At 68.6% G+C, this 22831-nt stretch carries 26 protein-coding genes; 7 read left to right on the plus strand and 19 right to left on the minus strand.

The genetic code is table 11. The features are described 5' to 3' along the window. Nucleotide 1: 1 nt before the first annotated feature. From DDV73_RS21330 to DDV73_RS21340, 3 genes are all read right to left on the minus strand, one after another. Nucleotides 2-934: a carbohydrate ABC transporter permease gene (locus DDV73_RS21330; RefSeq protein ID WP_240617396.1), complete on the minus strand. Its 933-nt coding sequence runs from the start codon at nt 932-934 to the stop codon at nt 2-4. Continuing rightward, nucleotides 931-2235 carry an extracellular solute-binding protein gene (locus tag DDV73_RS21335; RefSeq protein ID WP_206051010.1) on the minus strand — a complete coding sequence of 435 codons (1305 nt, stop codon included), beginning with the start codon at nt 2233-2235 and terminating at the stop codon, nt 931-933. Before DDV73_RS21335 ends, DDV73_RS21330 begins: the two co-directional genes overlap by 4 nt. A gap of 197 nt (nt 2236-2432) precedes the next feature. Continuing rightward, nucleotides 2433-3374, minus strand: a complete 942-nt coding sequence (locus tag DDV73_RS21340; protein WP_109509265.1) for an alpha/beta fold hydrolase — start codon at nt 3372-3374, stop codon at nt 2433-2435. Nucleotides 3375-3465: 91 nt separating this feature from the next. On the opposite strand from DDV73_RS21340, the gene DDV73_RS21345 reads away from it, so the two are divergent. Then, the gene (locus DDV73_RS21345; RefSeq protein ID WP_154402843.1) at nt 3466-4305 is read left to right on the plus strand and encodes an esterase/lipase family protein; all 840 of its coding nucleotides are present in this window, start codon (nt 3466-3468) and stop codon (nt 4303-4305) included. A gap of 116 nt (nt 4306-4421) precedes the next feature. Here the strand turns inward: DDV73_RS21345 and glpX are convergent, their stop codons facing one another. From glpX to DDV73_RS21370, 5 genes are all read right to left on the minus strand, one after another. After that, nucleotides 4422-5462, minus strand: coding sequence for a class II fructose-bisphosphatase (gene glpX / locus DDV73_RS21350; RefSeq protein WP_109509267.1), 1041 nt, complete (start codon nt 5460-5462; stop codon nt 4422-4424). A 498-nt stretch (nt 5463-5960) separates the two neighbouring features. After that, nucleotides 5961-6176 carry a hypothetical protein gene (locus DDV73_RS21355; protein ID WP_109509268.1) on the minus strand — a complete coding sequence of 72 codons (216 nt, stop codon included), beginning with the start codon at nt 6174-6176 and terminating at the stop codon, nt 5961-5963. Further along, entirely contained in the window at nt 6169-6672 is a 504-nt protein-coding gene (locus DDV73_RS28070) for a hypothetical protein (RefSeq protein ID WP_154402844.1), read from the minus strand. The genes DDV73_RS21355 and DDV73_RS28070 overlap by 8 nt, the downstream gene beginning before the upstream one ends. A 223-nt stretch (nt 6673-6895) precedes the next feature. Continuing rightward, on the minus strand, nt 6896-7192 hold the full coding sequence (locus DDV73_RS21365; protein ID WP_206051011.1) for a hypothetical protein: 297 nt from the start codon (nt 7190-7192) through the stop codon (nt 6896-6898). Then, nucleotides 7189-7539 carry a hypothetical protein gene (locus tag DDV73_RS21370; RefSeq protein ID WP_109509270.1) on the minus strand — a complete coding sequence of 117 codons (351 nt, stop codon included), beginning with the start codon at nt 7537-7539 and terminating at the stop codon, nt 7189-7191. Before DDV73_RS21370 ends, DDV73_RS21365 begins: the two co-directional genes overlap by 4 nt. A 423-nt stretch (nt 7540-7962) precedes the next feature. Between DDV73_RS21370 and DDV73_RS21380 the strand changes: the two genes are divergently transcribed. Both DDV73_RS21380 and DDV73_RS21385 read left to right on the plus strand, forming a co-directional pair. Beyond that, nucleotides 7963-9135, plus strand: a complete 1173-nt coding sequence (locus DDV73_RS21380) for a helix-turn-helix domain-containing protein (RefSeq protein ID WP_109509271.1) — start codon at nt 7963-7965, stop codon at nt 9133-9135. Continuing rightward, nucleotides 9119-9970 carry a class I SAM-dependent methyltransferase gene (locus tag DDV73_RS21385; RefSeq protein ID WP_206051012.1) on the plus strand — a complete coding sequence of 284 codons (852 nt, stop codon included), beginning with the start codon at nt 9119-9121 and terminating at the stop codon, nt 9968-9970. Before DDV73_RS21380 ends, DDV73_RS21385 begins: the two co-directional genes overlap by 17 nt. Before the next feature lie 312 nt (nt 9971-10282). On the opposite strand, the gene DDV73_RS21390 is transcribed toward DDV73_RS21385, so the two are convergent. The 4 genes from DDV73_RS21390 to DDV73_RS21405 all read right to left on the minus strand — a co-directional run bounded on the left by DDV73_RS21390 (nt 10283) and on the right by DDV73_RS21405 (nt 14731). Continuing rightward, nucleotides 10283-12139 carry a S8 family serine peptidase gene (locus DDV73_RS21390; protein ID WP_206051013.1) on the minus strand — a complete coding sequence of 619 codons (1857 nt, stop codon included), beginning with the start codon at nt 12137-12139 and terminating at the stop codon, nt 10283-10285. Nucleotides 12140-12337: 198 nt separating this feature from the next. Continuing rightward, nucleotides 12338-13327, minus strand: coding sequence for a helix-turn-helix transcriptional regulator (locus DDV73_RS21395; RefSeq protein WP_109509273.1), 990 nt, complete (start codon nt 13325-13327; stop codon nt 12338-12340). Between the two features lie 53 nt (nt 13328-13380). Next, nucleotides 13381-14136: a DUF4386 domain-containing protein gene (locus DDV73_RS21400; RefSeq protein ID WP_161962491.1), complete on the minus strand. Its 756-nt coding sequence runs from the start codon at nt 14134-14136 to the stop codon at nt 13381-13383. Next, a complete protein-coding gene (locus DDV73_RS21405) occupies nt 14129-14731 on the minus strand; it encodes a DUF4386 domain-containing protein (RefSeq protein ID WP_109509275.1) in 603 nt (200 codons plus the stop codon). The genes DDV73_RS21400 and DDV73_RS21405 overlap by 8 nt, the downstream gene beginning before the upstream one ends. 84 nt (nt 14732-14815) lie before the next feature. Between DDV73_RS21405 and DDV73_RS21410 the strand changes: the two genes are divergently transcribed. Together DDV73_RS21410 and DDV73_RS21415 are read left to right on the plus strand one after the other, a co-directional pair. Then, entirely contained in the window at nt 14816-15484 is a 669-nt protein-coding gene (locus tag DDV73_RS21410; RefSeq protein WP_109509276.1) for a TetR/AcrR family transcriptional regulator, read from the plus strand. A gap of 40 nt (nt 15485-15524) precedes the next feature. After that, complete coding sequence (locus DDV73_RS21415) at nt 15525-16151, plus strand: DUF4328 domain-containing protein (RefSeq protein ID WP_161962492.1); 627 nt, start codon at nt 15525-15527, stop codon at nt 16149-16151. On the opposite strand, the gene DDV73_RS21420 is transcribed toward DDV73_RS21415, so the two are convergent. The 6 genes from DDV73_RS21420 to DDV73_RS21445 are packed head-to-tail and all read right to left on the minus strand — an operon-like array spanning nt 16148 to nt 19873. Then, complete coding sequence (locus DDV73_RS21420) at nt 16148-16480, minus strand: DUF5615 family PIN-like protein (protein WP_206051014.1); 333 nt, start codon at nt 16478-16480, stop codon at nt 16148-16150. The genes DDV73_RS21415 and DDV73_RS21420 overlap by 4 nt on opposite strands. Before the next feature lie 10 nt (nt 16481-16490). Next, the gene (locus DDV73_RS21425) at nt 16491-16916 is read right to left on the minus strand and encodes a hypothetical protein (RefSeq protein ID WP_109509278.1); all 426 of its coding nucleotides are present in this window, start codon (nt 16914-16916) and stop codon (nt 16491-16493) included. Between the two features lie 51 nt (nt 16917-16967). Further along, entirely contained in the window at nt 16968-17924 is a 957-nt protein-coding gene (locus DDV73_RS21430; RefSeq protein WP_109509279.1) for a sulfate/molybdate ABC transporter ATP-binding protein, read from the minus strand. Beyond that, nucleotides 17921-18715, minus strand: coding sequence for an ABC transporter permease (locus DDV73_RS21435; protein WP_109509280.1), 795 nt, complete (start codon nt 18713-18715; stop codon nt 17921-17923). Before DDV73_RS21435 ends, DDV73_RS21430 begins: the two co-directional genes overlap by 4 nt. Before the next feature lie 7 nt (nt 18716-18722). Continuing rightward, the gene (gene modA, locus DDV73_RS21440; protein ID WP_109509281.1) at nt 18723-19475 is read right to left on the minus strand and encodes a molybdate ABC transporter substrate-binding protein; all 753 of its coding nucleotides are present in this window, start codon (nt 19473-19475) and stop codon (nt 18723-18725) included. Between the two features lie 2 nt (nt 19476-19477). After that, on the minus strand, nt 19478-19873 hold the full coding sequence (locus tag DDV73_RS21445; protein ID WP_109509282.1) for a TOBE domain-containing protein: 396 nt from the start codon (nt 19871-19873) through the stop codon (nt 19478-19480). Between the two features lie 201 nt (nt 19874-20074). Between DDV73_RS21445 and DDV73_RS21450 the strand changes: the two genes are divergently transcribed. After that, nucleotides 20075-20638 carry a DUF4245 family protein gene (locus DDV73_RS21450; protein ID WP_154402845.1) on the plus strand — a complete coding sequence of 188 codons (564 nt, stop codon included), beginning with the start codon at nt 20075-20077 and terminating at the stop codon, nt 20636-20638. A gap of 8 nt (nt 20639-20646) precedes the next feature. On the opposite strand, the gene DDV73_RS21455 is transcribed toward DDV73_RS21450, so the two are convergent. Then, nucleotides 20647-22032: an FAD-binding oxidoreductase gene (locus tag DDV73_RS21455; protein ID WP_109509284.1), complete on the minus strand. Its 1386-nt coding sequence runs from the start codon at nt 22030-22032 to the stop codon at nt 20647-20649. A gap of 124 nt (nt 22033-22156) precedes the next feature. On the opposite strand from DDV73_RS21455, the gene DDV73_RS21460 reads away from it, so the two are divergent. After that, nucleotides 22157-22831, plus strand: a complete 675-nt coding sequence (locus DDV73_RS21460; protein ID WP_109509285.1) for a winged helix-turn-helix transcriptional regulator — start codon at nt 22157-22159, stop codon at nt 22829-22831.

The raw sequence follows: 22831 nt of genomic DNA on the forward strand, positions 1-22831 counted from the left end.
CTCACCCTTCCTGCCGCGCGGCGGCCAGATCGACGCGGAACAGCCTGACGATCAGGAACGCGACCAGCAGCACCGACAGGAACAGCAGCACCGAGAGCGCCGAGCCCATGCCGAGCTGGAACTGTTCGATGGTCTGTCTGTAGGTGAGGAAGCTGATCGACTCCGTCTTCTGAGCGCCGTTGGTCATCACGAAGATGTTGTCGAAGATGCGGTAGGCGTCCAGGGCCCGGAACAGCACCGCGACCATGATCGCCGCCCGCATGTTGGGGATGATCACCTTCCACAGCCGCTGCCACCAGGTGGCGCCGTCGACCTGGGCCGCCTCGAGCATGTCCTCGGAGATCTGGGCCAGTCCGGCCAGCAGCAGCAGCGACATGAACGGCGTGGTCTTCCAGATCTCGGAGACCATGATCGCGATCACTGCCGAGTTGGTCTCGCCGAACCAGTTGAAGTCGGCACTGATGCCAGGAAGCCACCCGTTCACGAATCCGTTGGTGGAGGTGAACGCGAACTGCCAGGCGAAACCCGAGACGACGGTGACGATGCCGTAGGGGATCAGGATCGACGTCCGGATCACGCCACGGGCGAAGATCACCCGGTGCATCACCATCGCGAAGATGAAGCCGATCACCAGCTCCACCGCCACCGTGACCACCATGTAGAGGACGGTGATCCCAGTCGTCTGCCAGAACAGCGGGTCGGTCAGTGCCGTCAGGTAGTTGGACAGTCCGACGAACTCGCGATCGTCGGGTGCCGTCAGCGAGTAGTCGAACACGGACAGGTAGATCGCCCGCAGCATCGGGAACGCCGTGACGAGCAGCATCAGGACGATCGCCGGGGCGATCAGCTTCTGCCCGAGCCGGTTCTCGGCCCGGGACCGGTCGCTGATCACTGGCTTGTTGCCGGTCGGTGCCGGCGCCGTCAACGTCGTCACAGCAGCGCCTTTCCTTCGAGCACGTCTTGCAGATAGTCAGCCGAGTCCTTCGGCGTGGATCCCGGGTCCACCGAGGTGGGCGAGTGCCAGCGGGCCTGGATCGCGCTGGAGATCAGCGCGTAGAAGGCACTCTTCGGCCGCGGGCCGCCCTCGTCGACGCTGGTGCGGTAGAGCTCGATGAGGTCCTCAGGGAAGTCACCGCTGGCGGCGACCTCGTCGTACGCCGAGTTGGTCGACGGCATCAGCCCGTTGTTCAGCGCGAGGTCGACCTGCGCCTGCGTCGAGGTGATGCACTGCGCGGCCTCCATCGCGAACTCCGGGTTGGCCGAGTAGGCGCCGACCCCGATGTCGATGCCACCGATCGGCGGCTTGGATGCCTCGCCCTCGACCGTCGCCGGGTAGCGCGCGTAGCCGAGGTCGTCGAACAGCTCCTGGGTGATGCCGTCGGGCGCGTCGATCTGTCCCTGGTAGAACTTGTAGACGAACGTCCAGTTCAGCATGAACTCGCCGGCGCCCTGCGGGGCATTGGCATCCTTCAGGAACATCCGACCCAGGCTGGTGCCCTCGTTCGACACCGAGAGATCGGACTGGGCGGCCTGGGAGTCGGCGAGCATCTTGATGATCGCGGCAGCTTCCCTCCCGGCCTCGGAGTCGATGTCGACCTTTGTGTCGCGGCCGGCCTCGGTGTCGGAGACGATGTCGCCGCCCGCCCCCTGCACGAGAGCGTTGATCAGCACCATGTACGCCTCGTACTTGTTGGCCTGGACGCCGACGCTGCCGTTGTTGTCGGCCGCGGCCTGGATCACCTGTTCCCAGGTCACCGGTTGGGTCATGTCCAGCCCGGCAGCATCTGCCAGCGACTTGCGGTACCAGAGCACCTGGGTGTTGGCCCAGAGGGGGATCGCGAAGGCCTTGTCCTCCCAGATCACCGTGTCGGCGGCGCCGGCGAGGTAGTCGCCCTCACCATCGGCGCTGTTAGTGATCTCGGTCGCGAGGTCGCCGGGGATCTCGGCCAGCCACTCCGCGTTGGCGAACTCCGCGACGAACACGGGGTCCAGGTTCATGAGGTCGGTGGAGGAGTCTTCCGCGGCGAGCCGGCGGGCGAGCTGCACTCGCTGGTCGGTGGCACCCGACGGCAGCAGCTCGACCGAGATGTCGTAGTCGTCGGTGCTGCACTCCTTCGCGTACGTCTCGAAGGTGTCGACCCCGTCGGGGTTGACGTACCAGTGGAGGGTCGGCTTGCCGTCACCTCCGCAAGCGGAAAGTAGACCGGCGGCGGTGACCAGCGCGGTCCCCGCCACCAGTGCCCTGCGCCGGCCTGCGCCCCGTGGCGCACGTTGCGAGGGTTGGTTCATCCGTTCCTCCCCTTCGTAGTCGGAGGACGTGTCTCCCCAGCCAGGCCACCTGTGACGGCCGACACGTCGTACTCCGGTCTAGTCCTTCGGGCAGGAGTTTGTCTACCGTTCAAGCATCGAGCGCCCCGTGTCGGCCAGCGACTTTAAGAATCGCGGCCGGCACGGTCGGCCGTGCGCCGGATCGTCTCGGCGAAGAGCTCCCACAGGGCAGCGGGCAGGTCGTGGCCCATGCCCGGGACGAGCAGCAGCCCGGCTCCGGGTACGGCGCGCGCGGTGGCTCTGCCGCCTGAGACGTTGACCAGCGGGTCGTCCAGGCCGTGGATCACCGTGACCGGCATCCGCAGCCGCCCGAGCGCCGAGGTGCGGTCCGGCTGGGTCAGGACCGCGAGCATCTGCCGGACCACGCCGGCCCGGTCCCTGCCGCCCTGGCCGCGCTCCCAGGTCTCCAGCGCCCGGTCGCGCAGAACCTGGGGTGACTCGGGGTAGCCCGGCGAGCCGATCCGGCCCCAGACCACCTGCGCGTCGGCGACGTACCCCTCGGCGGTGTCCGAGCCGTGGGCGAGCAGGTTCGGGATCAGCTTGGGGTGCGCCCAGCCGACGGTACGGCGGCCGGTGGTGGACATGATCGAGGTCAGCGAGGCGACCCGGTCGGCGTGCTCGATCGCCACGGTCTGCGCGATCATGCCACCCATCGAGACGCCGACGACGTGGGCCCGCGCGATGCCGAGGTGGTCCAGCAGGCCGACGGCGTCGTCGGCCAGGTCCGTGAGCGAGTACGGCACGGCGACCGGCCGTCCGGCGTACGCCCGGACCAGCATCCGGCGGTTCACCCGGTCCCGCAGCCGGGAGGCGCGGCCGGTGTCGCGGTTGTCGTAGCGGATGACGAAGAACCCGCGGCTCGCCAGTAGCCGGCACAGGTCGGCGTCCCACCAGGTCATCGGTCCGCCCAGGCCCATCACCAGCAGCAGCGGGTCGTCGGTGGGCTCGCCGAAGGTCTGGTAGCAGAGCTCGATTCCGTTGGCGAGTGGGGCGCTGATCTCGGCCGACTGGGCGACCTCGGGACGGCTCGCGGCCTGGAAAGTCATGCGTTCCAGTCAAGCACCGAAGATCACGATTTGCCTTGCCTGGTTGACGGTTTGATGACTTCTGTCGGTGGAAAGGCCTACTTTTGTGAGTGTGAACACACCGACGCCGTCATACCTGTGCCCGCCCGGCTACGCGCCGCCACGGGCCAGCGCCCTGCGCCGAGAGCTGCGCGTGGGTCCCGAGTTCGGCCGCTACGTCGCCCACCAGGTCGGGCAGCGCGTTGGACACCGGGTTGTCGACGACACGGCGGTGCCGCAGCCCGAGGGCGGCGAGCCGGTGCTGATGGTTCCGGGGTTCATGGCCGGCGACTACACGCTCGGCCTGCTCGGCAAGCGGCTGCGGACGGCGGGCTACCGCACCTACCGTGCTCACATCCCGGCCAACATCTCATGCGTGATGGCCAACGCCGCCCGCCTGGAGCGGCGGCTGGAGACGATTGCCGACCGGCGCGGCAGCCGGGTCCGGATCGTCGGTCACAGCCTGGGCGGCCTGCTCGGCCGCGGCCTGGCGGTACGCCGCCCGGACCTGGTGTCCGGCGTGATCTCGCTCGGCAGCCCGATCTCCGCGCCGGGTGCCCACCACCCGCTGCTCGCGGCCAGCCTGCTGGTGCTGATGCAGCTCAGCAAGGCCGGCGTGCCCGGTGTGATGTCGCGCGAGTGCGTCACCGGAGCCTGCGCCCAGCAGAGCTTCGACGAGCTCCGCTCGCCGGTGCCGGACGACGTGGAGTTCACCGCGTTCTGGTCGCTGCGCGACGGCATCGTCGACCCGCACTCCTGCTACGAGGCGGACGGCGACGCGATCGAGGTCCGCGCCTCGCACTGCGGGATGGTGATCGACCCGGCCGTGCTGGAGAAGATCGTGGCCACTCTCGGCCGGCACCGTGCCGCCGCCGGGGCCGCATCGGCCCTGACGGCACTCCCCGCCGGCTGAGCTACTCCCGCCCGTCCGCGAACGCCCGGCCTGCCGCGTCGGTCGACGGATAGTCCAGAACGTTTGACATCAATTTTCGGCCGAACGTGATGTCAAACGTTCTGGACTATCCCCATTTACTCGTGCGCGCCGCGGTCGAAGTCGATCGCGGAGTAGGCGCGCAGCTTCTGCAGCTGGTGCTCGGAGATGATGTTGCGGATGGTGCCGCTGCGTGAGCGCATCACCAGCGAGTGGGTGGTGGCGCCGCTGCCGCGGTAGCGCACCCCCTTCATCAGCTCGCCGTCGGTGATGCCGGTGGCGACGAAGAAGCAGTCGTCGCCGGTGACCAGGTCGTCGGTCATCAGCACGTGGTCGGGGTCGAGGTTGTGGCCGGCGTCCAGCGCCCGCTGCCGCTCGTCGTCGTCGATCGGCCAGAGCCGACCCTGGATCACCCCGCCCATCGCCTTCATCGCGCAGGCGGTGATGATGCCTTCCGGCGTACCGCCGATGCCGAGCAGCAGGTCGATGCCGGTGTCCGGCCGGGCGGCCATGATCGCACCGGCGACGTCGCCGTCGGTGATGAACTTGATCCGGGCGCCGGTCGCCCGGATCTCGTCGACCAGCTTGGCGTGCCGCGGCCGGTCCAGGAGTACGACGGTGACGTCCTCGGGCTGGGAGCCCTTCGCCTTGGCGACCTGGTGGATGTTCTCCGCGACCGGGTTGCGGATGTCGACCACGGCGGCCGCCTCCGGGCCGGTGGCGAGCTTCTCCATGTAGAACACCGCGGACGGGTCGTACATTGAGCCCCGCGGCGACACCGCCAGCACGCTGATCGCGTTGGTCATCCCCTTCGCGGTGAGCGTGGTGCCGTCGATCGGGTCGACCGCGACGTCGCACTCCGGGCCGGTGCCGTCGCCGACCTGCTCGCCGTTGTAGAGCATCGGGGCGTTGTCCTTCTCGCCCTCGCCGATCACCACGGTGCCGTTCATGCCGATGCTGGAGATCATCACCCGCATCGCGTTCACGGCCACGCCATCGGCGCCGTTCTTGTCGCCGCGCCCGACCCAGCGGCCGGCGGCCATCGCCGCCGCTTCGGTGACCCTCACCAGCTCCAGCGCGAGGTTGCGGTCGGGGGACTCGGGGGCAACGGAGAGCTCCGGCGGCGTGAGGTCGGACATGGCGCGAATGTTATCGGTTTGGGTGGGTTTCCTTGACCGGAACCGGTGCCTCCGCAGTTGGATCGTTCCAGCGCCGGGCCGTGGCTGGTTCGACAACTTCGCCTCGCGCGCCCAGGACCAGGAGGCTGCGCGCCGCCATCGGGCTGCAGGACCGGGAGAGCAGGGGCGAGGACTGAATCGCCGGTCAATACGTATGTGGCTCCGTCAGGTGGGTACCGGAACTGCCAGCCACCAACCGAAGGAGAGTCACCCGCCATGACCACCCGAACGATTGCCATCGCCGCGCTCGTCCTCGTAGTGATCGTCATCGCCCTGCTCGTCCTGTGACGTTTCGGCCGGTGTGTCCCACACTTCCCGCCGAGCGCCGGCGACACGCCCCTACCTTGGAGCGCCGGGCCTTTTGGGGAAGCAGTTTGGAGTTCAGCCGGCCACGGGACATAGCAGAGCCCCCGGCCAGCGTGGCTGTCCGGGGGTCTTTGGGTTTGCCGCCGTAGGTGCCTAGTCGGCGAGTTCGGCGACCCGTCGTGACAGTTCTTCGAGTACCTTGCCGAGTTCCACGGGGTCGTCGTAGTGCTCGTATGACGGGTGCTCGCTGATGTAGCGGGTCACGCTGATCTTCACCGCGTCAGGGAGTGACCCGGCGTAGGTGGCAGCGGCGACGATCGCGACGATGCTGGAGGCCGTCAGGGCGTCCGACTTGGCGGTATCACTCACCGATCAGCGCCGGGTTGTACTGGGTCCAGAAGCATCGTGTTTCGCTATCGGACACGGTCTGGGTTTCCTGTACGTACTGGTAGCCGTAGGTGTTCACGCAGATTTGTTCGTTCTTCGATGGGGGCACGGTGTACGTCCATTCTTGCGACCGCCGAGTGCAGTTGTTGCCGTCAGTGTATGGCTTGCACGAGTCGCTGTCCCGGTCGATGACCTTGTCGTTCCGCTCGTACTTGTACTTGAGATAGAAGTTCTTCCCCTTGTACCAACCCGCAGGAACAACCCGCACCTGGAAGTCCCAACACTTGAGCGGCAGCATGTCCGACCCGCACTCGTAGCGGTGCTTCTGCAGCTCGACGTAGAGTCGACCGGGACGCCACTTGGCGGACGCCTGTTCTGGCTGGGATGGGCTCACTGCTGCTACCGGTCCGGGGTTTGTGCCGACTGCTGTGAGTAGCACGGTTAGCAGCAACGCAGTTCTGACGATGAATTGCTTCAAGGCTCTTTCCCATTCTCTCGATTTGGCTGCTCTGGAATTGAGCGCACACCTGCGCGCCCAAACTCGGCGGGGGTGGAAGGGGCTGGCCCGGGTGGAGGCGCCGTCTCGAAGGTTCTGGGAGCCGAGACGGCGACCGGGACGGCCCCGGGCTGGGAATTGCGGAGCGAGCGCGGGCTTCGGACTACGGCCCGCTCCGCCTGATCGGGGGATGGCGTGGTGCTGGCTATCTGCGGCGCGGTGGCCGCAGCGGTTGCGTGGGCAGGCAGGGGCGTGGGCCGTCGGCGGGGTCGAGGTAGACGACCTTGGTTGCGCCGCCGTGGCCATGGACCGCTTCCAGGACCGGGACGCCGCCCGGCCACAACGTGATCGACCGATGTTCGCCGGTCCAGCGCATCGATGCGGTGCCGTCCGACCACTCCACGCCCTCGGCGATCAGCCCGACCCCGCTGACCCCGGACACGTCAATGACCCGATCCAGCACGAACCGCCGCACGCACGACAGCGGAACGCTGCCGCTCACCACTCACACCCGAGAGATGTCGGCCCAACCTTCCCCGCAGCGGCCGGTGCAGCGGGCGCCGTGTTGCGCTCGCGGTGGCGTGCGGGGTCGGCGTTGAGGACACGGGCGCCGGTCGTTTTGGCCATGTGCGCGGCCAGTTCCCGCGCAGACCCGATCAACTGCAGATGCTCGAACCCGGGCACGACGATGGCCCGTGCCTCGTCACGGATCACGGACGCGATCAGCGCCTCGAACGCGGCCGGGGTCCGCTCGACCCGCTCGATGTACACGGTCCCGAGCGCGTAACCTTCACGGTCGGCGAACTCGCTCAGCAAGCACGTAGCGCGGGCAAGTTCTTCCTCGCTCATCCATCGGTCCTCACGGATGTAGCCCAGCGCCAACGGCCGACCAGGCGGGCCCTCTACACCGCCGCGGAACTCGCTCACGGAGTCAGCTCCCACAACCGCTCACTGGGCAACGGCTTCGCCACAACCGTTGACGACGCTGCACGCTCGCAGGTCACACGCAGACCCGCGAACCGCTGCCGCATCGCCCTTGCATACCGCTCGGCAGCCTTTGGGTCCGCCACGTAGTCGGCCACAACATGCGCGCCGAACCACACCCGCACCCGCTCGACGCAGCAAGAGGCCACGTCTGGTCGGGAGCTGACCCGCTCACCGTCGATCTGCTGCCTTGGTTCGGACTGCACAGCCGTCATGATCACAACGTTAGGAAGGAATCTGGCCAGGAACTTTCAATGGACTTTCAACGTTCGGTGATAGTCTCCCGGCATGACGGGAGCGGCCAATCTCGGGCGGCGGATCGCTCGATACCGCAAGATGCAGGGCCTGACACAGGTCCAATTGGCGATGCGCGCCCACGTGAGCATCAGCATGCTTACGAAAGTGGAATCCGGGTACGCGACGCCTTCTGAAGGATGGGTAGCCGCCGTCGCAGGTCATTTGGGGGTCGATCCCGAAGATCTATACTCACCGGGTGATGCGCCAACTCAACCGGTGGGAATTACGGTTGACAGGCTTCGCCTCACGTTGGCAGCAGGTGATCTGGTGGACGACAGTCTGGTCCTCCGGCCGCTTTCCGCACTTGAACATCAGGTTGCTCAGGTTGGGGAATGGCGAAGAGCTGCCACGTACTCTCGAATCTCCCCGATTCTGCCGGAACTGATTCGGCAGTTAGTGGCCGGCGCGCCACAGTACGGAGAGCGCACCTATGTGCTACTCGCATACGTATACCGCGCGGCAAATAGCCTGGCACACAAGTTTGGCCACATCGACCTCTCGCTTACGGCAATCGAACGAATGGCCTGGGCGGCCGAACGATCTGGGAGCGAACTTCTCGGCGCAACCACGCAATACCTGCGCGCCGAGGCGCTCGGGCGAATCGGCGCTGACGTAGAAGCGCGCCAACTTCTGCTGACCGCAACGTCGCCCCTTGAAGCTAAGATCGGAACGAATGCGGATGCCGCGGCTGTATACAGCAGGCTTCACACGTACCTAGGAATGACCGCTGCACGACAGGCGGATGCTGCAACGGCAATAGGGCACTTGAATGAGGCTGCGAGCGCGGTGGCCGGGACCGGCGACCGAGTGGTCCACGAATCTGCCGTGGGTCCGACCAGCATCGAAGTGTTTCGGCTCGGAGCTGCTGTCATCCTGAAGAATCCTGGTTCCGCGCTCGCGATCGGTAAGCACATTCGGTTCAACTCCGATGTTGCGCGCGAGCGCCAAGCGTACTATTGGATCGACATGGCGCGTGCGCATTTACTGAACAGTGATTCGGAATCGGCAACAGCCGCATTGTCGCAGGCCCGGCGCATTTCCCCCGAACACTTCGCAGCATCGACGACTGTCCGCTCTACCGTCCAGATGCTGATCGACAAGCAGCGGCGCCCCGATGACCGCGTCAGGTCCTTGCTATCCTCGGCGCGTGTCCCGCGAGAGTGAACCGAAGGCCAATCAGGCACCGGTAGACCAGAGCGCTCCGTACAATCCGGGAGAGTTGTTCGACACGACGGCGGAGTATTACTCCAGGTACCGAGTTGCCTATCCGGACCAGATGTTTGAACATCTTCGCGCACGACTTAGCCTCGACGGCAGCCAAGTGGTGCTCGACCTCGGGTGTGGAACTGGCCTGTTCACGATCCCACTCTCGCGACATGTTCAAAGTGTCATCGCGGTTGATCCCGAACCGTCAATGCTTGCCGAAGGTGCTCGTTGGGCGCGGGATGCAGGCCGACGAAACATCGATTGGCGACGTGGCGACTCATACGGGCTCGCCGAGATGGCTCTACCAAAACTCGACCTGACCGTGATTGCCGCCGCATTTCACTGGATGGATCGGGCGGAGGTTCTTCGCGTCCTGGATGAGCTAACACGCGAGGACGGTGCGGTCGTAGTAGCGACCGGAGGCGTCGCCGGAGCCGAAAAGGGGCCGTGGGATCATGTGATTGCTGATGTTCGAAAGAAGTACCTCGGGCCGCATCGGCGGGCTGGTAAGGGACTACACCTGCCCGATCCCGTACCAGTTGAGAGCATTCTAGATGACTCGCCGTTCTCCGGCGTCGAAGAAGCCACCTGGGAATGGGAGTACGAGCGCGATCTAGATTCACTTATCGGCCTACAGTTTTCGCTTTCATGGTCGACGCCCGCCCAGTTCCGAGACGACGATCACCGACGCGCATTCGAGCAGGAGGTGCGCCGGGTCCTGAGTGATGAGTTTCCATCGGGCAGGTTTGTTCAGAAGATCACGTCGCGCGCTCTAATAGCCCACCGACCCTAGCTTTGCGTTCGCGCGGGATGTCAGTTCGGAAGGCGCTCCTAACCGCGTAGGTATTCTTGCTGGTCTTCGGCTATCCACACCAACCCCTACTCGTACACCGTTCCGGGGCGGAGAACGCGCCGGGCCCGTCCGGCTCCGGCGATACACACAGGACGCCAGGCGCCATCGCGCCCGTCCCGCGTGCGAACGGGGCGGGGCGCGGGCGGCGCCGCTGACAGAGGGAGCGGTGCGACGCACCCAATGGTGGCGGACGACAACGAGCGCCCGGCCGAATCCGGCCGGGCGCTCGCTGTGGGGTCGACCCTCCTCAGGTCAGGACAGGGTGAGGGTCCAGGTGTCGAGTCGGCCGGTGTCGAACCAGGCGTTGTCGTTCACCCGCAGCCGCCAGTTGCCGTTGCGGACCTCGCTGGACAGGTTGACGGTGTAGGTGGTGTTGATGTTGTCGGCACTGCCGCCGGAGCGGTTGTGCAGCACGTACACCGAGCCGTCAGGTGCGATCAGGTCGACCTTCAGGTCACCGATGTAGGTGTGGATGATGCTGACCGCGACCTTCGAGGTGGCCGAGGCGTTGCCGGTGCAGCCCGAGATGGCGATCGGCGACTCGATGGTGGAGAAGTCGTTGATCGCGAAGTCGGTGCCGTTGGTCTTCGCCGCGCAGCCGCCGCCCACCGGGTTGACCGTCCACGTGAACGACGCCGAGCCGGTCTTCTGCGGGTTGGAGCTGTCGCGCGCGGTGACCGTCACGTTGGACGTGCCGGCCGTGGTCGGCGTACCGGTTATCGTGCCGTTGCTGGAGTTGATGGACAGGCCCGCGGGCAGGCCGGTCGCGCTCCAGGTGTACGGCGCGGTGCCACCCGAGGCGGAGTTGGTGCGGTTCACCGCGGTACCGACCGTGGAGGTCTGGTTACCGGGGTTGGCCACGGTCACCTCGCCCGGCGTACCACCGTTGAGGAAGCCCATGTAGAGCATCCGGTTCGGCGAGCCGGTCCCGACGCCGGTCAGGGTGTCGGGGGTGGAGTTGTTGACCAGCGCGGTCTGGACCTGCGCCTGGGTGGCGCTGGGGTTCTGACCGAGGTAGAGCGCGGCCACACCGGCGACGTGCGGCGAGGCCATCGACGTACCACTGATCGTGTTGGTGGCGGTGTTGCTCGTGTACCACGCCGAGATGATGTTCGAGCCGGGCGCGAACAGGTCCAGGCACGTGCCCCAGTTGGAGAAGCTGGACCGGGCGTCGGAGATGGTCATCGAGCCGACGGTGATCGCGGCCAGGTTGTTCTTCTCGCCGTAGAAGCAGGCGTCGTCGTTGGCGTTGCCGGCCGCCTGCACGAACGCCACACCGCTGTTCATCAGGCGGTTGACCGCATCATTGATCGCGCCCGCCGGGCAGCGGGACTGGCAGCCGACGCTGTAGTTGACCACGGCCGGCTTGATCGCGTTGGCGACCACCCAGTCGAAGCCGGCGACCAGGCCGGTGGTGGAGCCGCTGCCCTGGCAGTTCAGCGAGCGGACCGGGTGCACGGTGGCCTTCTTGGCGACGCCGTACGTCGTGCCGACGGCGGTGCCGGCGACGTGGGTGCCGTGGCCGTGGCAGTCGGTTGCGGTGTTGTCGTTGTCGACGGTGTCCCGGCCGTTCCCGGTGCGGCCGGTGAACTCGTTGTGGCTGGTGTTGATGCCGGTGTCGATGACGTAGACGTGCACGCCCTGGCCGGCGTTGGCCGGGTAGGTGTAGCTCTGGTTGAGCGGCAGGTCGCGCTGGTCGATCCGGTCGTCGCCCCAGTTTGGCGGGTTCGGCTGGGTGTCGAGGGCGACGTACTTGGCGGCCTGCTCGACGTACTCGACCTGGGAGTCGGCCGCGACCGAGAGGGCCTGCTTCTCGGTCATCTTGGCGGCGTAGCCGTCGATCGCGCTGCCGTAGCGGTAGGTGATCTGACCGCCGTGCTCGGCGGCCATCTCGTTGGCGGTACGCCGGGAGGCGGCGACGCCGAGACCTTGGTTCTTGAAGACCACGAGGTACTCGCCGGCGATGGCGCCCTCAGCACCAGCACCTCGGATCGTGGGCTCGGCGGCGGAGACCGCTTGGGTGGGGACGGCGGCAAGCAGTGACAGCCCTGCTGCCATGGTCGCTCCGGCTGCGATGGCGGCCAGGGTGCGATAGCTTCTGCGCTTCATTGTGCTCCCTTTCGTCTGGGCTGCCGGTGGTGGCGGCGGCGCCCGAGGCACCGTCTTGTGAGCGGCACCAGTGGACTCGGCGGCATTGGCGGCCCCCGTTACGCCGCCTAGTGAGTCCAGAAAGGGAACATAAGTGTGCGAGTGACCCACGCCACAGGGAGAGACCGGACAATGTCCGGAAGTCGACGGCAAAATGTGTTATATGACCGGTTCCGACCGGTTGGGGTGACCGGAAATCCAGCCTCGCTGGGCGGCCCGGACACCAGCGCGGAAGCGGGTGTCCGCGTCCAGCCGTGACATCAGCTCGGTGACCCGCCGGCCGACGGTCCGCTCGGTGACGCCGAGCGCCCGGGCGATGGTGCGGTCCTTCATGCCGGCGGCCAGGAGGGTCAGCAGCTCGCGGTCGCGGGCGGAGACCTCCTCGGTCTCGGCCGGCGCGTCGATCGGTACGGCGCTGTCCCAGACCCGCTCGAAGTGGTCGACGAGGAGGTCGAGCAGCGACGACTGGCGGACCAGCAGCCGGACCGCCGCGTCGGGTGCCTGCCCGGACGCGATGACCAGCGCCACGCTGCCGTCGGCGATCATCAGCTTGGGCACGGCTTCTGCCGAGATCCGCGCCTCCTCGCCGGCCTCGACGCACCGTCTCATCTGGTCGACCGCGTCGGGCGCCACCAGAGAGTCGGGGTGATAGACGCAGCGGTACTGCACCCCGCGCTCGAGCGCGGGGAACTGGCTGTCGTTGGGCACCACGCCGCCGGCGAGGTACGGCGGGCAGTCCAGGACCAGCAGCTCCTTCTCCGCCTCGCCCTGCACCCGGATGCACATATCGAGCACGGCCGCCTCGCCGATCACCCGTTCCACCGGGCTCTCGGCCGACCGGCCGACATGGCCGGAGAGCGCCAGCTCGTCGACCTTGCCCTGTAGCGCGGTGAGGTCGCGCCGGCGCCGGTCGATCAGCATCGGGATTGCGACGTCGGGCGAGATCGCCCGGAAGACCGGCTCGACGAACGACTCCTGCTGGGCGAGCCCGTGGTCCAGCAGCACGCGCATGCTGGCCTTCACCGTGGCGGCGGGCAGCTCGACCTTGTCGCAGATCTCGTCGAGGTGCATGCTCTGGCCACCCATCAGCACCAGATACACGTCACTGTCTGTGGCGGAAAGACCGACGGCATCAAGCAAGTTGGACATGACACGCTCCCGGGATAGGCCAGCGCGTCCGGTCGCTGACCGATCGCCTGATCCTACGCGCGCTGGGGGCGTTCGGCACCCGATCCAACGGGATGACTCGGGTCGCTGTCCGGAAGCGGTCGGCGGGCCCAGCCCACGCGCACCAGCCACACCCCGAGCCAGACCTCGGCGACCACCGCCGACACCGCCACGACAACCATGAACGCGTCGGCGTACCGCTCGTAGTCGCTGAGCAGGATGTGCGCCAGCCCGTCCACCGCGTACGCCGCGCCGGCGACCATGAGCAGCCGGCCCAGGAGGGTTGGCGCGCTGCCGGCGAGGACCACGAGCCGGCCGATCAGGATCAGGTGGACGCCGAAGCAGGCCAGGCCGAACACGAAGGCGAACTCGAAGGTGTCGAGGGAGAGCTGGGCGGCGGCGTCGAGCTGGTCCTGGGTGAACGCCGAGAGGGCCTGGTCGTCGCCGGTCGCCTGGAGTGCGGCGTACAGGAAGACCACGGCCAGGCCGAGGATTGCGGTGTAGACCAGCCGGAACCAGGCGGCCAGCAGCGCCAGGTCGCGCCGTACCTCCCGGAGCAGCACCAGCAGCCCCCACGCGATCACGATGTCGAGGATCAGCACGACGAGGAACGCCGCGATCCCGGCCCGGAACTGCGTCTGCGAGGCGGCCAGGTCGGTGAAGGTGGCGCGCGGGTCGTCGTGGACGACCGAGCCGACGGCGAGGAAGTTGGCGAGGAAGCCGAGGAAGAACAGCGCGATGTAGCTGGCGCCGGCCGCGCGGGCGGCGGCCTGGGGTGAGGTGTCAGCCATGGCTGGCCGCCAGCTCAGTCGTGGGTACGCCGGTTGCCGCGGCCGGCTCGGGGAAGCCCCGGACCAGCAGCAGGATGCCGAACACGACCTCGAACAGTCCGCCCGGCGCCGAGAAGAGCAGGCCGCCGCCACCGAGCACATCGATGGCGAGCAGCTCGAGCAGACCGCCGGCCGCCAGGCAGGCGTAGCCGGCCATGCCCCAGACCGCCAGCGGCGCCGGCACCAGTCGGGCCCGGCGCAGGGCCTGACAGAACGGCAGGCTGCCCAGGCCGAGCGCGACCATCGCGATCCAGTAGAGGTGCTCGGCTGCCGCCGGTGCGTGGGCCAGCGCCAGCACCGTGCCGACGGCGAGCAGCGTCGCCTCGACGATCCGGGTGGCGAGGTAGCCGGTCGCCGCAAGTGGGTCGGTACGCCGCAGCACCGGCCAGGCGAGGACGCCGATCGCGGCCACGCCCAGTGAGTTCAGCAGCATCAACACCGCGCCGGCGGCTTGTCGGTCTCCGGCCGCGTCGACCAGGGCGCTGCCGCCGCCGTACAGGACGAACGCGGCCAGCACCAGGCCGCCGATGATCCGTCCGCTCGTTCTCGATGACATCTCGATCGCTCCCTTACAGTGTAAGTTTCCCGTCGCACAGCCTCGGCTTACGCCGTAAGAACAGCAAGCCTCGGGAGGAGATCGATGCCGAAGTCACCGAAGACGCCGCTGAGCCGGGACCGCGTCCTGGAGGTCGCCGTGGCGATCGCCGACGCGGACGGCCTGGCTGCGCTCTCAATGCGCACGGTCGCGCGCCGGCTCGGGGTGGAGGCGATGTCGCTCTACCACCACGTGAAGAACAAGGACGACCTGCTCGACAGCATGGTCGACGTGGTCTTCGGCGAGATGCATCTGCCCGAGGTCGGCGGCGACTGGGCGGACCAGATGCGCGAGCGGTCACGATCCGGGCGCGCCGTACTCAAGCGGCACCGATGGGCGGTCGGGCTGATGGACTCCCGCCGCAACCCCGGGCCGGCGAACCTCCGGCACCACGACGCGGTCCTGGGCTGCCTGCGGGAGGCCGGCTTCTCGGTGTCGCTGACCGGGAACGCCTTCGCGCTGCTCGACGCCCACCTCTACGGCTTCCTGGTCCAAGAGCTGGCGCTGCCGTTCGAGGGCGAGGCGGACCTCGCGGATCTCGGCGAGGATCTGTTCGGCGACCTGCCCGAAGGCGAGCTGCGCTACCTCCAGGAGTTCGCCGTCGAACGCGCCCTACAGCCCGGCTACGACTTCGGCGAGGAGTTCGACATCGGGCTCGACCTGATCCTCGACGGCCTGGCCCATCGCCTGGCGGGCGATGCGGCGCCTCGATGACCGGCTACGCTCACTCCGATTCGACGACCTGGGGGAGCCCATGACCGACCGTTCCGGCCCGATCTCGCCGCCGACCTGGCTGGCGATCGGCACCGTGGTCACCGCGGCGTCGCTGACCCTGGTCCAGGTCTTCGTGTGGCTGACGTCGTACGAGGCGTCGCGGGAGCTGGTCTCGATGGCCCGGTCGGGGACACCGGTCGAGGACGCGCCGGTGCTGGCCTACGACGCAGCCAACCTGCTACTCCTGCCGACGCTGCTCGTCGCCTACGTCTTCGCCTGCCTGTGGCTCCAGGCGTCGCGTGCCAACGCCGAACGCATCTCGCCCGACTATGGCCACGACCGCGGCAAGGTGTGGGTCTGGCTGGGTTGGTGGGTGCCGATCGTCAGCTTCTGGTTCCCGTTCCAGGTCGTGCGCGACGTACGGCGGGCGCTGCTGCGCGAGCCGAGCAAGGAAGGCACCCGTCTCGGGCTGTGGTGGACGGGCTGGATCGTCGCGCTTCTCGCCACGAACGTGGCCGCGCGGCTCGCGCCGTTCTCCGGCGTCCCCGACGAAGGCGTCGTACGGGCGATTCCTTGGGTCGAGATGGCAGCCGCCCTCGGCCTGTTGGTGGCGCTGGTTCCGTGGTTCCGGATCGTGCGGACGACCACGGCAGCGCAGCGCGCCTAGTCCTGCGCGGCCTGCGGCCAGTGCATCCCGGCGTACGGCTCCGAGTCCTGCTCGGCCCACAGGTCGAGGACGGTGGCGAGGCGGGCGGCCATGCCCTTGACGGGCAGACGCGCCTTGAGCACGCAGGCAACCACGACCTCGCGCTCACGCGCGAAGTCCCGGACGTTCTCGGTCACCAAGACGCGGCTCTCGGCCCGGGCCAGGGCGGCAACCTCAGGGTCGGTGGCGCCGTCGAGGCCTCGGTGTCGGACGTGTGCGGCGTCGTGCCCGAGCTCGGTCAGGAACGTGCACGTCGACGGCGGGTACATCTCGTCGAGAAGGAAGCGCACCGGCGGCTCGTCAGGAGGCCATGAGGTCGTCTCGGCGCTTCGCCTGCGCCTGCGCCTCCTCGATCGCGGCATCGTTTGCGGCGATGTCGGCATCGATCTGCTCACGGTGGGCGGCGGCGAACTCGATAGCCGTCCGGATGTGCCGGGGGTGGAGCTCGAACTGCTCGGCGAGATCCGCGATCCGCTGCTCGGGCCGTCCCTTGGTATGGCGAAGCGCCGAGGCCACCTCCCAGATGTCCGGTCCTGCGGCGAGCCCGGCTCGCCGGCCAGACGGTCCGTCGCGGTACACGACTCCGGGGTGATGGAGGGTGTCCAGGCCTTCGCGGACCAGGCGCTCGAGGAGCGCCCGCTCGCTGATCCCTTCGGCGACCGCCTGTCGCTCGAGCTGGGCTTTGACGTCAGGGTCCAGCCGGTACGACGTGGCGCGGGCAACCATCGCTTCTCCTACATGCGGTGACGATGTACCGCAACCGTAGCACGCTGCGGTTCAGTAGCGCCGAACGGCGGTCTCCTTGACCGTCAGCCATACGGCGCGGCCGGGGGCCAGGCTGAGCTCGGTGGCGGCGGCGGGGGTGACGTCGGCGATCAGCTCCGGGCCGGACTCGGTGCTGGCACGTAGGCGCAGGGCCTCGCCGTGCGGAGCGGCGTTGGTGACGGTGCCGCGCCAGTGCAGCCGGGCGGAGCCGGCGGGCTCGTCGAGGCTGACGTTGACCGCGCTCGGCGGGAAGGCGGTGAAGTGGTCCCCGTCGCGCAGCACGTTGAGCCCGACCAGCTGCGCGACGTGCTCGGTGGCGGGCTGGGCGGCGACCTCGGCGGGTGTGCCGAACTGAGCGACCCGGCCCTCGTCGAGCACCAGCACCCGGTCGGCGATGGTGAGCGCATCGAGCGCGTCGTGGGTGACCAGCAGCGTGGTGCCGCCGTACGCCGCGAGGTGGTGGGCCAGCTCGATCCGGAGCGCAGTCGCCACCCGGACGTCGAGCCCGGCCATCGGCTCGTCGAGCAGCAGCAGCTGCGGGTCGGTGGCCAGCGCCCGCGCGATCGCGACCCGCTGCGCCTGGCCGCCGGAGAGCTGGCCCGGCTTGCGGCCGGCCAGGTCGCCGATGCCGAGCCGCTCCAGCCAGTCGCGGGCCGTCTGCTCGGCGGCGCGGCGCGGCGTACCGCGGGAGCGTGGGCCGAAGGCGACGTTGGCGAGCGCGCTGAGGTGCGGGAACAGCAGCTTGTCCTGGAAGACGAAGCCGATCCGCCGGTCGCGTACGGTCCGCTCGGTCAGCTCCTCCTTGCCGAGCCGGACGTGGCCGCCGGCGCGGACCAGGCCGGCGACGGCGCCGACCAGGGTGCTCTTGCCGGCGCCGTTCGGGCCGATCACCGCGACCGTCTCGCCGAGCGGGGAGGTGAAGGCCGCCTCCACCCGGCCGGGGACGACGACTCGGACGTCGAGGCTCATGGCGTCCCCAGCCAGCGGTCGCGGAACAGCGTGAGGACGCCGATCGAGATCGCCAGCATCACCAGCGAGATCACGCGGGCCGCCTCCTGGTCGTGCTGGAGCTCGACGAACACCAGCGACGGCATCGTCTGGGTGGTGCCCGGGAAGTTGCCGGCGAAGGTGATCGTGGCGCCGAACTCGCCGAGCGAGCGGGCCCAGCCGAGCACCAGCCCGGCCACGATCCCCGGCATCGCCAGCGGCACCGTGACCCGCCGGAACGTCGTCCAGCGGGTCGCGCCGAGCGTGGCCGCGGCCGCGTCGTACGCCGGGTCCGCGGTGCGCAGCGCCCCCTCGACGCTGATCACGAAGAACGGCATCGAGACGAACACGTGCGCCAGCACCACCGCCACCGTCGTGTACGGAAGCGTGATGCCGGTCAGGTCGCGCAGCGGGCCGCCGACCGACCCGGTGCGGCCGAACGCCGCGAGCAGCGCGACACCTGCGACCACCGGCGGCAGCACCAGCGGGACCGTCACCAGGGCCCGCAGCAGCGACCGGCCCGGGAAGTCGGTGCGCGCCAGGAACCACGCGAGCGGCAGCCCGAGCACCAGGCAGACCGCGAGCGCCACGGTCGAGGTCAGCAGCGACAGCCGGAGCGCCAGCCCGACCTCCTCGGTGAACAACAGCTCGGGCAGCCGGCGCCACGGCGTCCGCGCGACCAGGCTGACCAGCGGTACGACGAGCAGCAGCGTCGCGAGCGCGGCAGGGACGATCAACAGGGCCGGGGGCCGGCCCAGCCGGTCGCTACTCATGAGGGCATCACGGGACGATGAACCCGGCGTCCTTCAGCTCGGCGTCGCTCTCGCTCACCAGCTGCACCCAGTCGGCGGCGAGCCCGGAGTCCTTGGCCTGCCCCAGCGGCGCGACGAAGTACGACGTGATCGCCGCGTCCGAGCCGGCGATGTCGTGGCTGGCGATCTCACCCTCGGCGGCCACCGCGTCGGTCGCGTAGACCAGGCCGGCGTCGGCCTCGCCGCCGGTGACCTTGGCCAGGACGGCCTTCACGTCCGGCTCGAAGCTGGCCGGCTCCGCGGTGATCCCGGCGTCCTCGAGCAGCGCGGTCGCGACCTTGCCGCAAGGCGCGGTGTCCACGCACATCACCCACGTCGTACCGTCCAGCTCGTCCAGGCTGGCCGGGCCCTCGGCGTCCGGCGGGGTCGCGATCACCAGCACGTTCTGGGCGAACTCGGTCGGCTCCTCGGTCGTGACCTCCGCATCGACGGCGGTCTGCATCGTGGTCTGGTCGGCGGTCGCGAGGACGTCGGCGGGCGCGCCCTCGGCGGCCTGCTCGGCCAGCGTCGCGCTGGAATCGAAGGAGAACCGCACCTCGGTCCCGGGGTGCTCCTCCTCGAACTTGTCGCCGAGGTCCTCGAAGACCTCGGTCAGCGAGGCGGCCGCCAGCACGGTCAGGACCTGCGGGTCGTCGGCGCCGCCGTCGCCGTCGTCGGTGCACGCGGTGAGGGGGAGGGCGAGCAGCAGCGCGGCGGCCGCGGTGATCCGGCGGGTGAACATGCCTAGGGCCTTTCGACGACGACGTTGGTGGACTTGACGCTGGCGATGGCGCGGATGCCGGGGGCGAGGCCGAGCTCCTCGGCGGCCTCGCTGCTCATCAGGGACACCATCCGGTACGGGCCGCAGACCAGCTCGACCTGCGCCATCACGGTGTCCTTGGTGACCTTGGTGACGATGCCGGCCAGCCGGTTGCGGGCACTGACGGCCGAGGCGCGGGTGCGGTCGCGGTCCGGGTGGTCGGCCAGCGACTCGGCGAGTACGGCGAGGTCGGCGCCGTCCACCACCGTCCGTCCGTCGGCGGTGTGGGCCGGCAGCCGGTCGGCCTCGATCCAGCGGCGTACGGTGTCGTCGCTGACGCCGAGCAGCTCGGCTGCTTCCGCAACTCGATAGGCGTTCACACGAGAAGTGTGCCGCATCTGCGGCTGAAATAGATCACAGGGCCCGAATCAGCGATTCGGCCCGCCGGTTGAGGAGGTCGCTCTGCGACCGTCTCGAGACCAGCGGGCCGGGTCGCCTTGATTTCGAGACGGAAGCTACGCGCAACCTCCTCAACCAGCGGCGGGCGAAACCAGCGGAGCCACCCCGGATACCGTTGCGCCGTGAGTGAGTCGGGCGGCAGTGGTCGCTATCAGCGGTCGACGGCGGGGCTGGTCGGGGCGATGGTGGTGACGCTGGTGGCGATCGGCGCCTACCTCGTCTTCCGCGCCGTCACTCGCGCCGAGCTCGAGGTGGAGCGGGAGCCGGTCGACTATCTCGCCTCGGTGCCGTACGCGCAGGAGCAGGGCTTCGCCGTCGCCTACCCGCCCTCGCTGCCCAAGGGCTGGCGGGCGACCACCGCCGACCTCGACACCGGGCCCGCGCCCGAGTGGGCGCTCGGCATTCTCACCGACCGCGACCGGTTCGTCGGCCTCCGCCAGAACGAGCGTGCGGCCGCCGACCTGGTCGAGGAGTACGTCGACGAGGACGCCGCCGAGGGTGACCCGGTGAGCCTGGACAGCCAGGTCGCGCCGCGCTGGCGCAGCTTCACCGACGACGGTGGTGACTATGCGCTGGTGGCCGAGCTGACCGGCAAGTCCGAGGGCCAGACGCTGATCGTTTTCGGCTCGGCCGGCGAGGAGCAGGTCCGCGATCTGGCCGCCTCGCTGACCACGGCTCCCCGCTGACCGGTCATCTAGGCGGGCTGGATGTTCTTGTTGTTGTGGAACACGTTCTCGGGGTCGTACTTCGCCTTGATCTCGGCCAGCCTCAGGTAGGTGTCGTCGCCGTACGCCTCGCGGACGCGGCTGATGTCGTCGTCGGAGTCGAGGAAGTTGACGTAGACGCCGGCGCTGTGGGGCCGGAGAGCCTGGAAGAATCCCCTGGCCCAACCGATCTCGGACGTGCGGACGGTGTCATCCTGTTCGGGGAGCCAGACGGCGTCGATGCTCATGTAGTGACCCACGTCGCGGCTGGTAGAGGCGGTGGCGTCGCGGGGGACCCTGGCGACAGCGCCGCCGAGGTGGAAGATCGCGGCGTACGACCGCGGCGACCCGGTGCGGTAGGCATGCTGTGCGACGAGGTCGATGACCTCGTCGGACAGCTGCGAGAGGCTGGCGCCCTTCCAGTAGTAGTGCCAGCCGTGGGGGACGGTGTCGTCGAGGCCGCTCTGGTGGTCGACGTAGCGCGTCGGTGTGACCAGATCGGCGAGCGGGTTCCCGAACCGGCGAAGCGCGCGAAGGGCCTGTTCACCTTCCTCGACGGGCCCTGCGTAGCAGCAGGCCGCGGCGACCGAGGGCCGGAAGTGCAACTCGCGGCCGATGACGGGCAGCGGCGGGATCGTGCCCAGCCGGACGACGGTGCCCAGCTCGTCGGGCGCGGCGGCGACGAACTCGCGGTAGAAGCGCAATACGTCGATGGTGTCCTCGGCGGCCCAGAACACCGGCCCGGCCATCACCGTGGGGCCGACGGGGTGCAGCGCGAATCGGAACCGGCTGATGACACCGAAGTTCCCGCCTCCGCCTCGCAGTGCCCAGAACAGGTCGGGGTGGTCATGGGCCGACGCCCGGATGATCTCACCCTCGGCGGTGACCACCTCGGCATCGACGAGGTTGTCGATGGTGAGGCCGTGCTTGCGCATCAGCCAGCCGATGCCGCCGCCGAGGGTGACGCCGGCAACGCCGGTGTGGCTCACGATTCCGCCCGTGGTGGCTAGACCGTGCGCCTGTGTCTCGTGGTCGACGTCTCCCCACAGGGCGCCGCCGTGGACGAGAGCCGTGCGCTCGACGGGATCGACCGAAACGGCGCGCATCGCCGAGAGGTCGATCACGATCCCGTCGTCGCACACGGCCGTGCCGGCGACGTTGTGCCCGCCGCCTCGTACGGCGATCTCGAGATCGTGGTCGCGGGCGAAGTGCACGGCTGCGGCCACGTCGGCGGTACCACGGCAGCGGGCGATCACCCGAGGCCGCCGGTCTACGCTGCCGTTCCAGACGGCTCGTGCGCCGTCGTATCCAGGATGCTGCGGGCCGATCACATCGCCCCGGAAACCGGGGATGTGGATCGTGGTTCGACCGGTCATCACTCCTCCTCGGTGGATGAGCTCATCGCAACATCAGTGGGTGCCGAGGAGTAGGCAGCTTTCTGGACCACGAGGTAAGGAATCTGGACTTCACGCCGGCCGGTAGGCGCGGGACACTGCGCTCATGAGGTCGTACGGGCAGTACTGCCCGATCGCCCGAGGTGCGGAGATCTTCGCCGAGCGTTGGACGCCGTTGATCATCCGCAACCTGCACCTGGGTTGCGAGACCTTCGGCGAGATTCTCGAGGGCGCGCCCGGGCTCTCCCACACGCTGCTCGCGCAGCGGCTCAAGCAGCTCGAGCGACTGGGCATCGTCGAGGTGACGCCGAAGGCGCAGGGGCGGGGTCACCGCTACTGGCTTACGACCTCGGGCAATGACCTGTTCGCGGTCTGCCAGACGCTCGGTGAGTGGGGCGCACGCTGGCTCGAGCTCGCCCCGGAGCATCTCGATCCGTTCGTGGTGCTGTGGTCGATGTGCAATGCGATCGTCCCGGACCGGCTTCCCGACCACCGTGTCGTCGTTCGGCTGGACTTCACCGGCTTCCGGCCCCATGAGCGGTACTGGCTGCTGCTCGAACACGGCGAGGCCGAGGTCTGCAAGACCTACCGCGGCCTGGACGAAGACCTCTTCATCACCGCCGACGCCGAGGCGTTCGCCAAGTGGCACGCGGGGCGGCTCGCATGGGCGGAGGCCACCCGCGACTGTCGGATCCAGCTACACGGCCCGTCGTGGCTGGTCAGAGCCTTTCCGACCTGGAACGGCCTCAGCGCGTTCGCGCACCCGGGCCCGGCCAGCTGA

It is taken from the genome of Nocardioides speluncae (assembly GCF_003121585.1).
In the GTDB taxonomy this organism is placed as follows: domain Bacteria; phylum Actinomycetota; class Actinomycetes; order Propionibacteriales; family Nocardioidaceae; genus Nocardioides; species Nocardioides speluncae.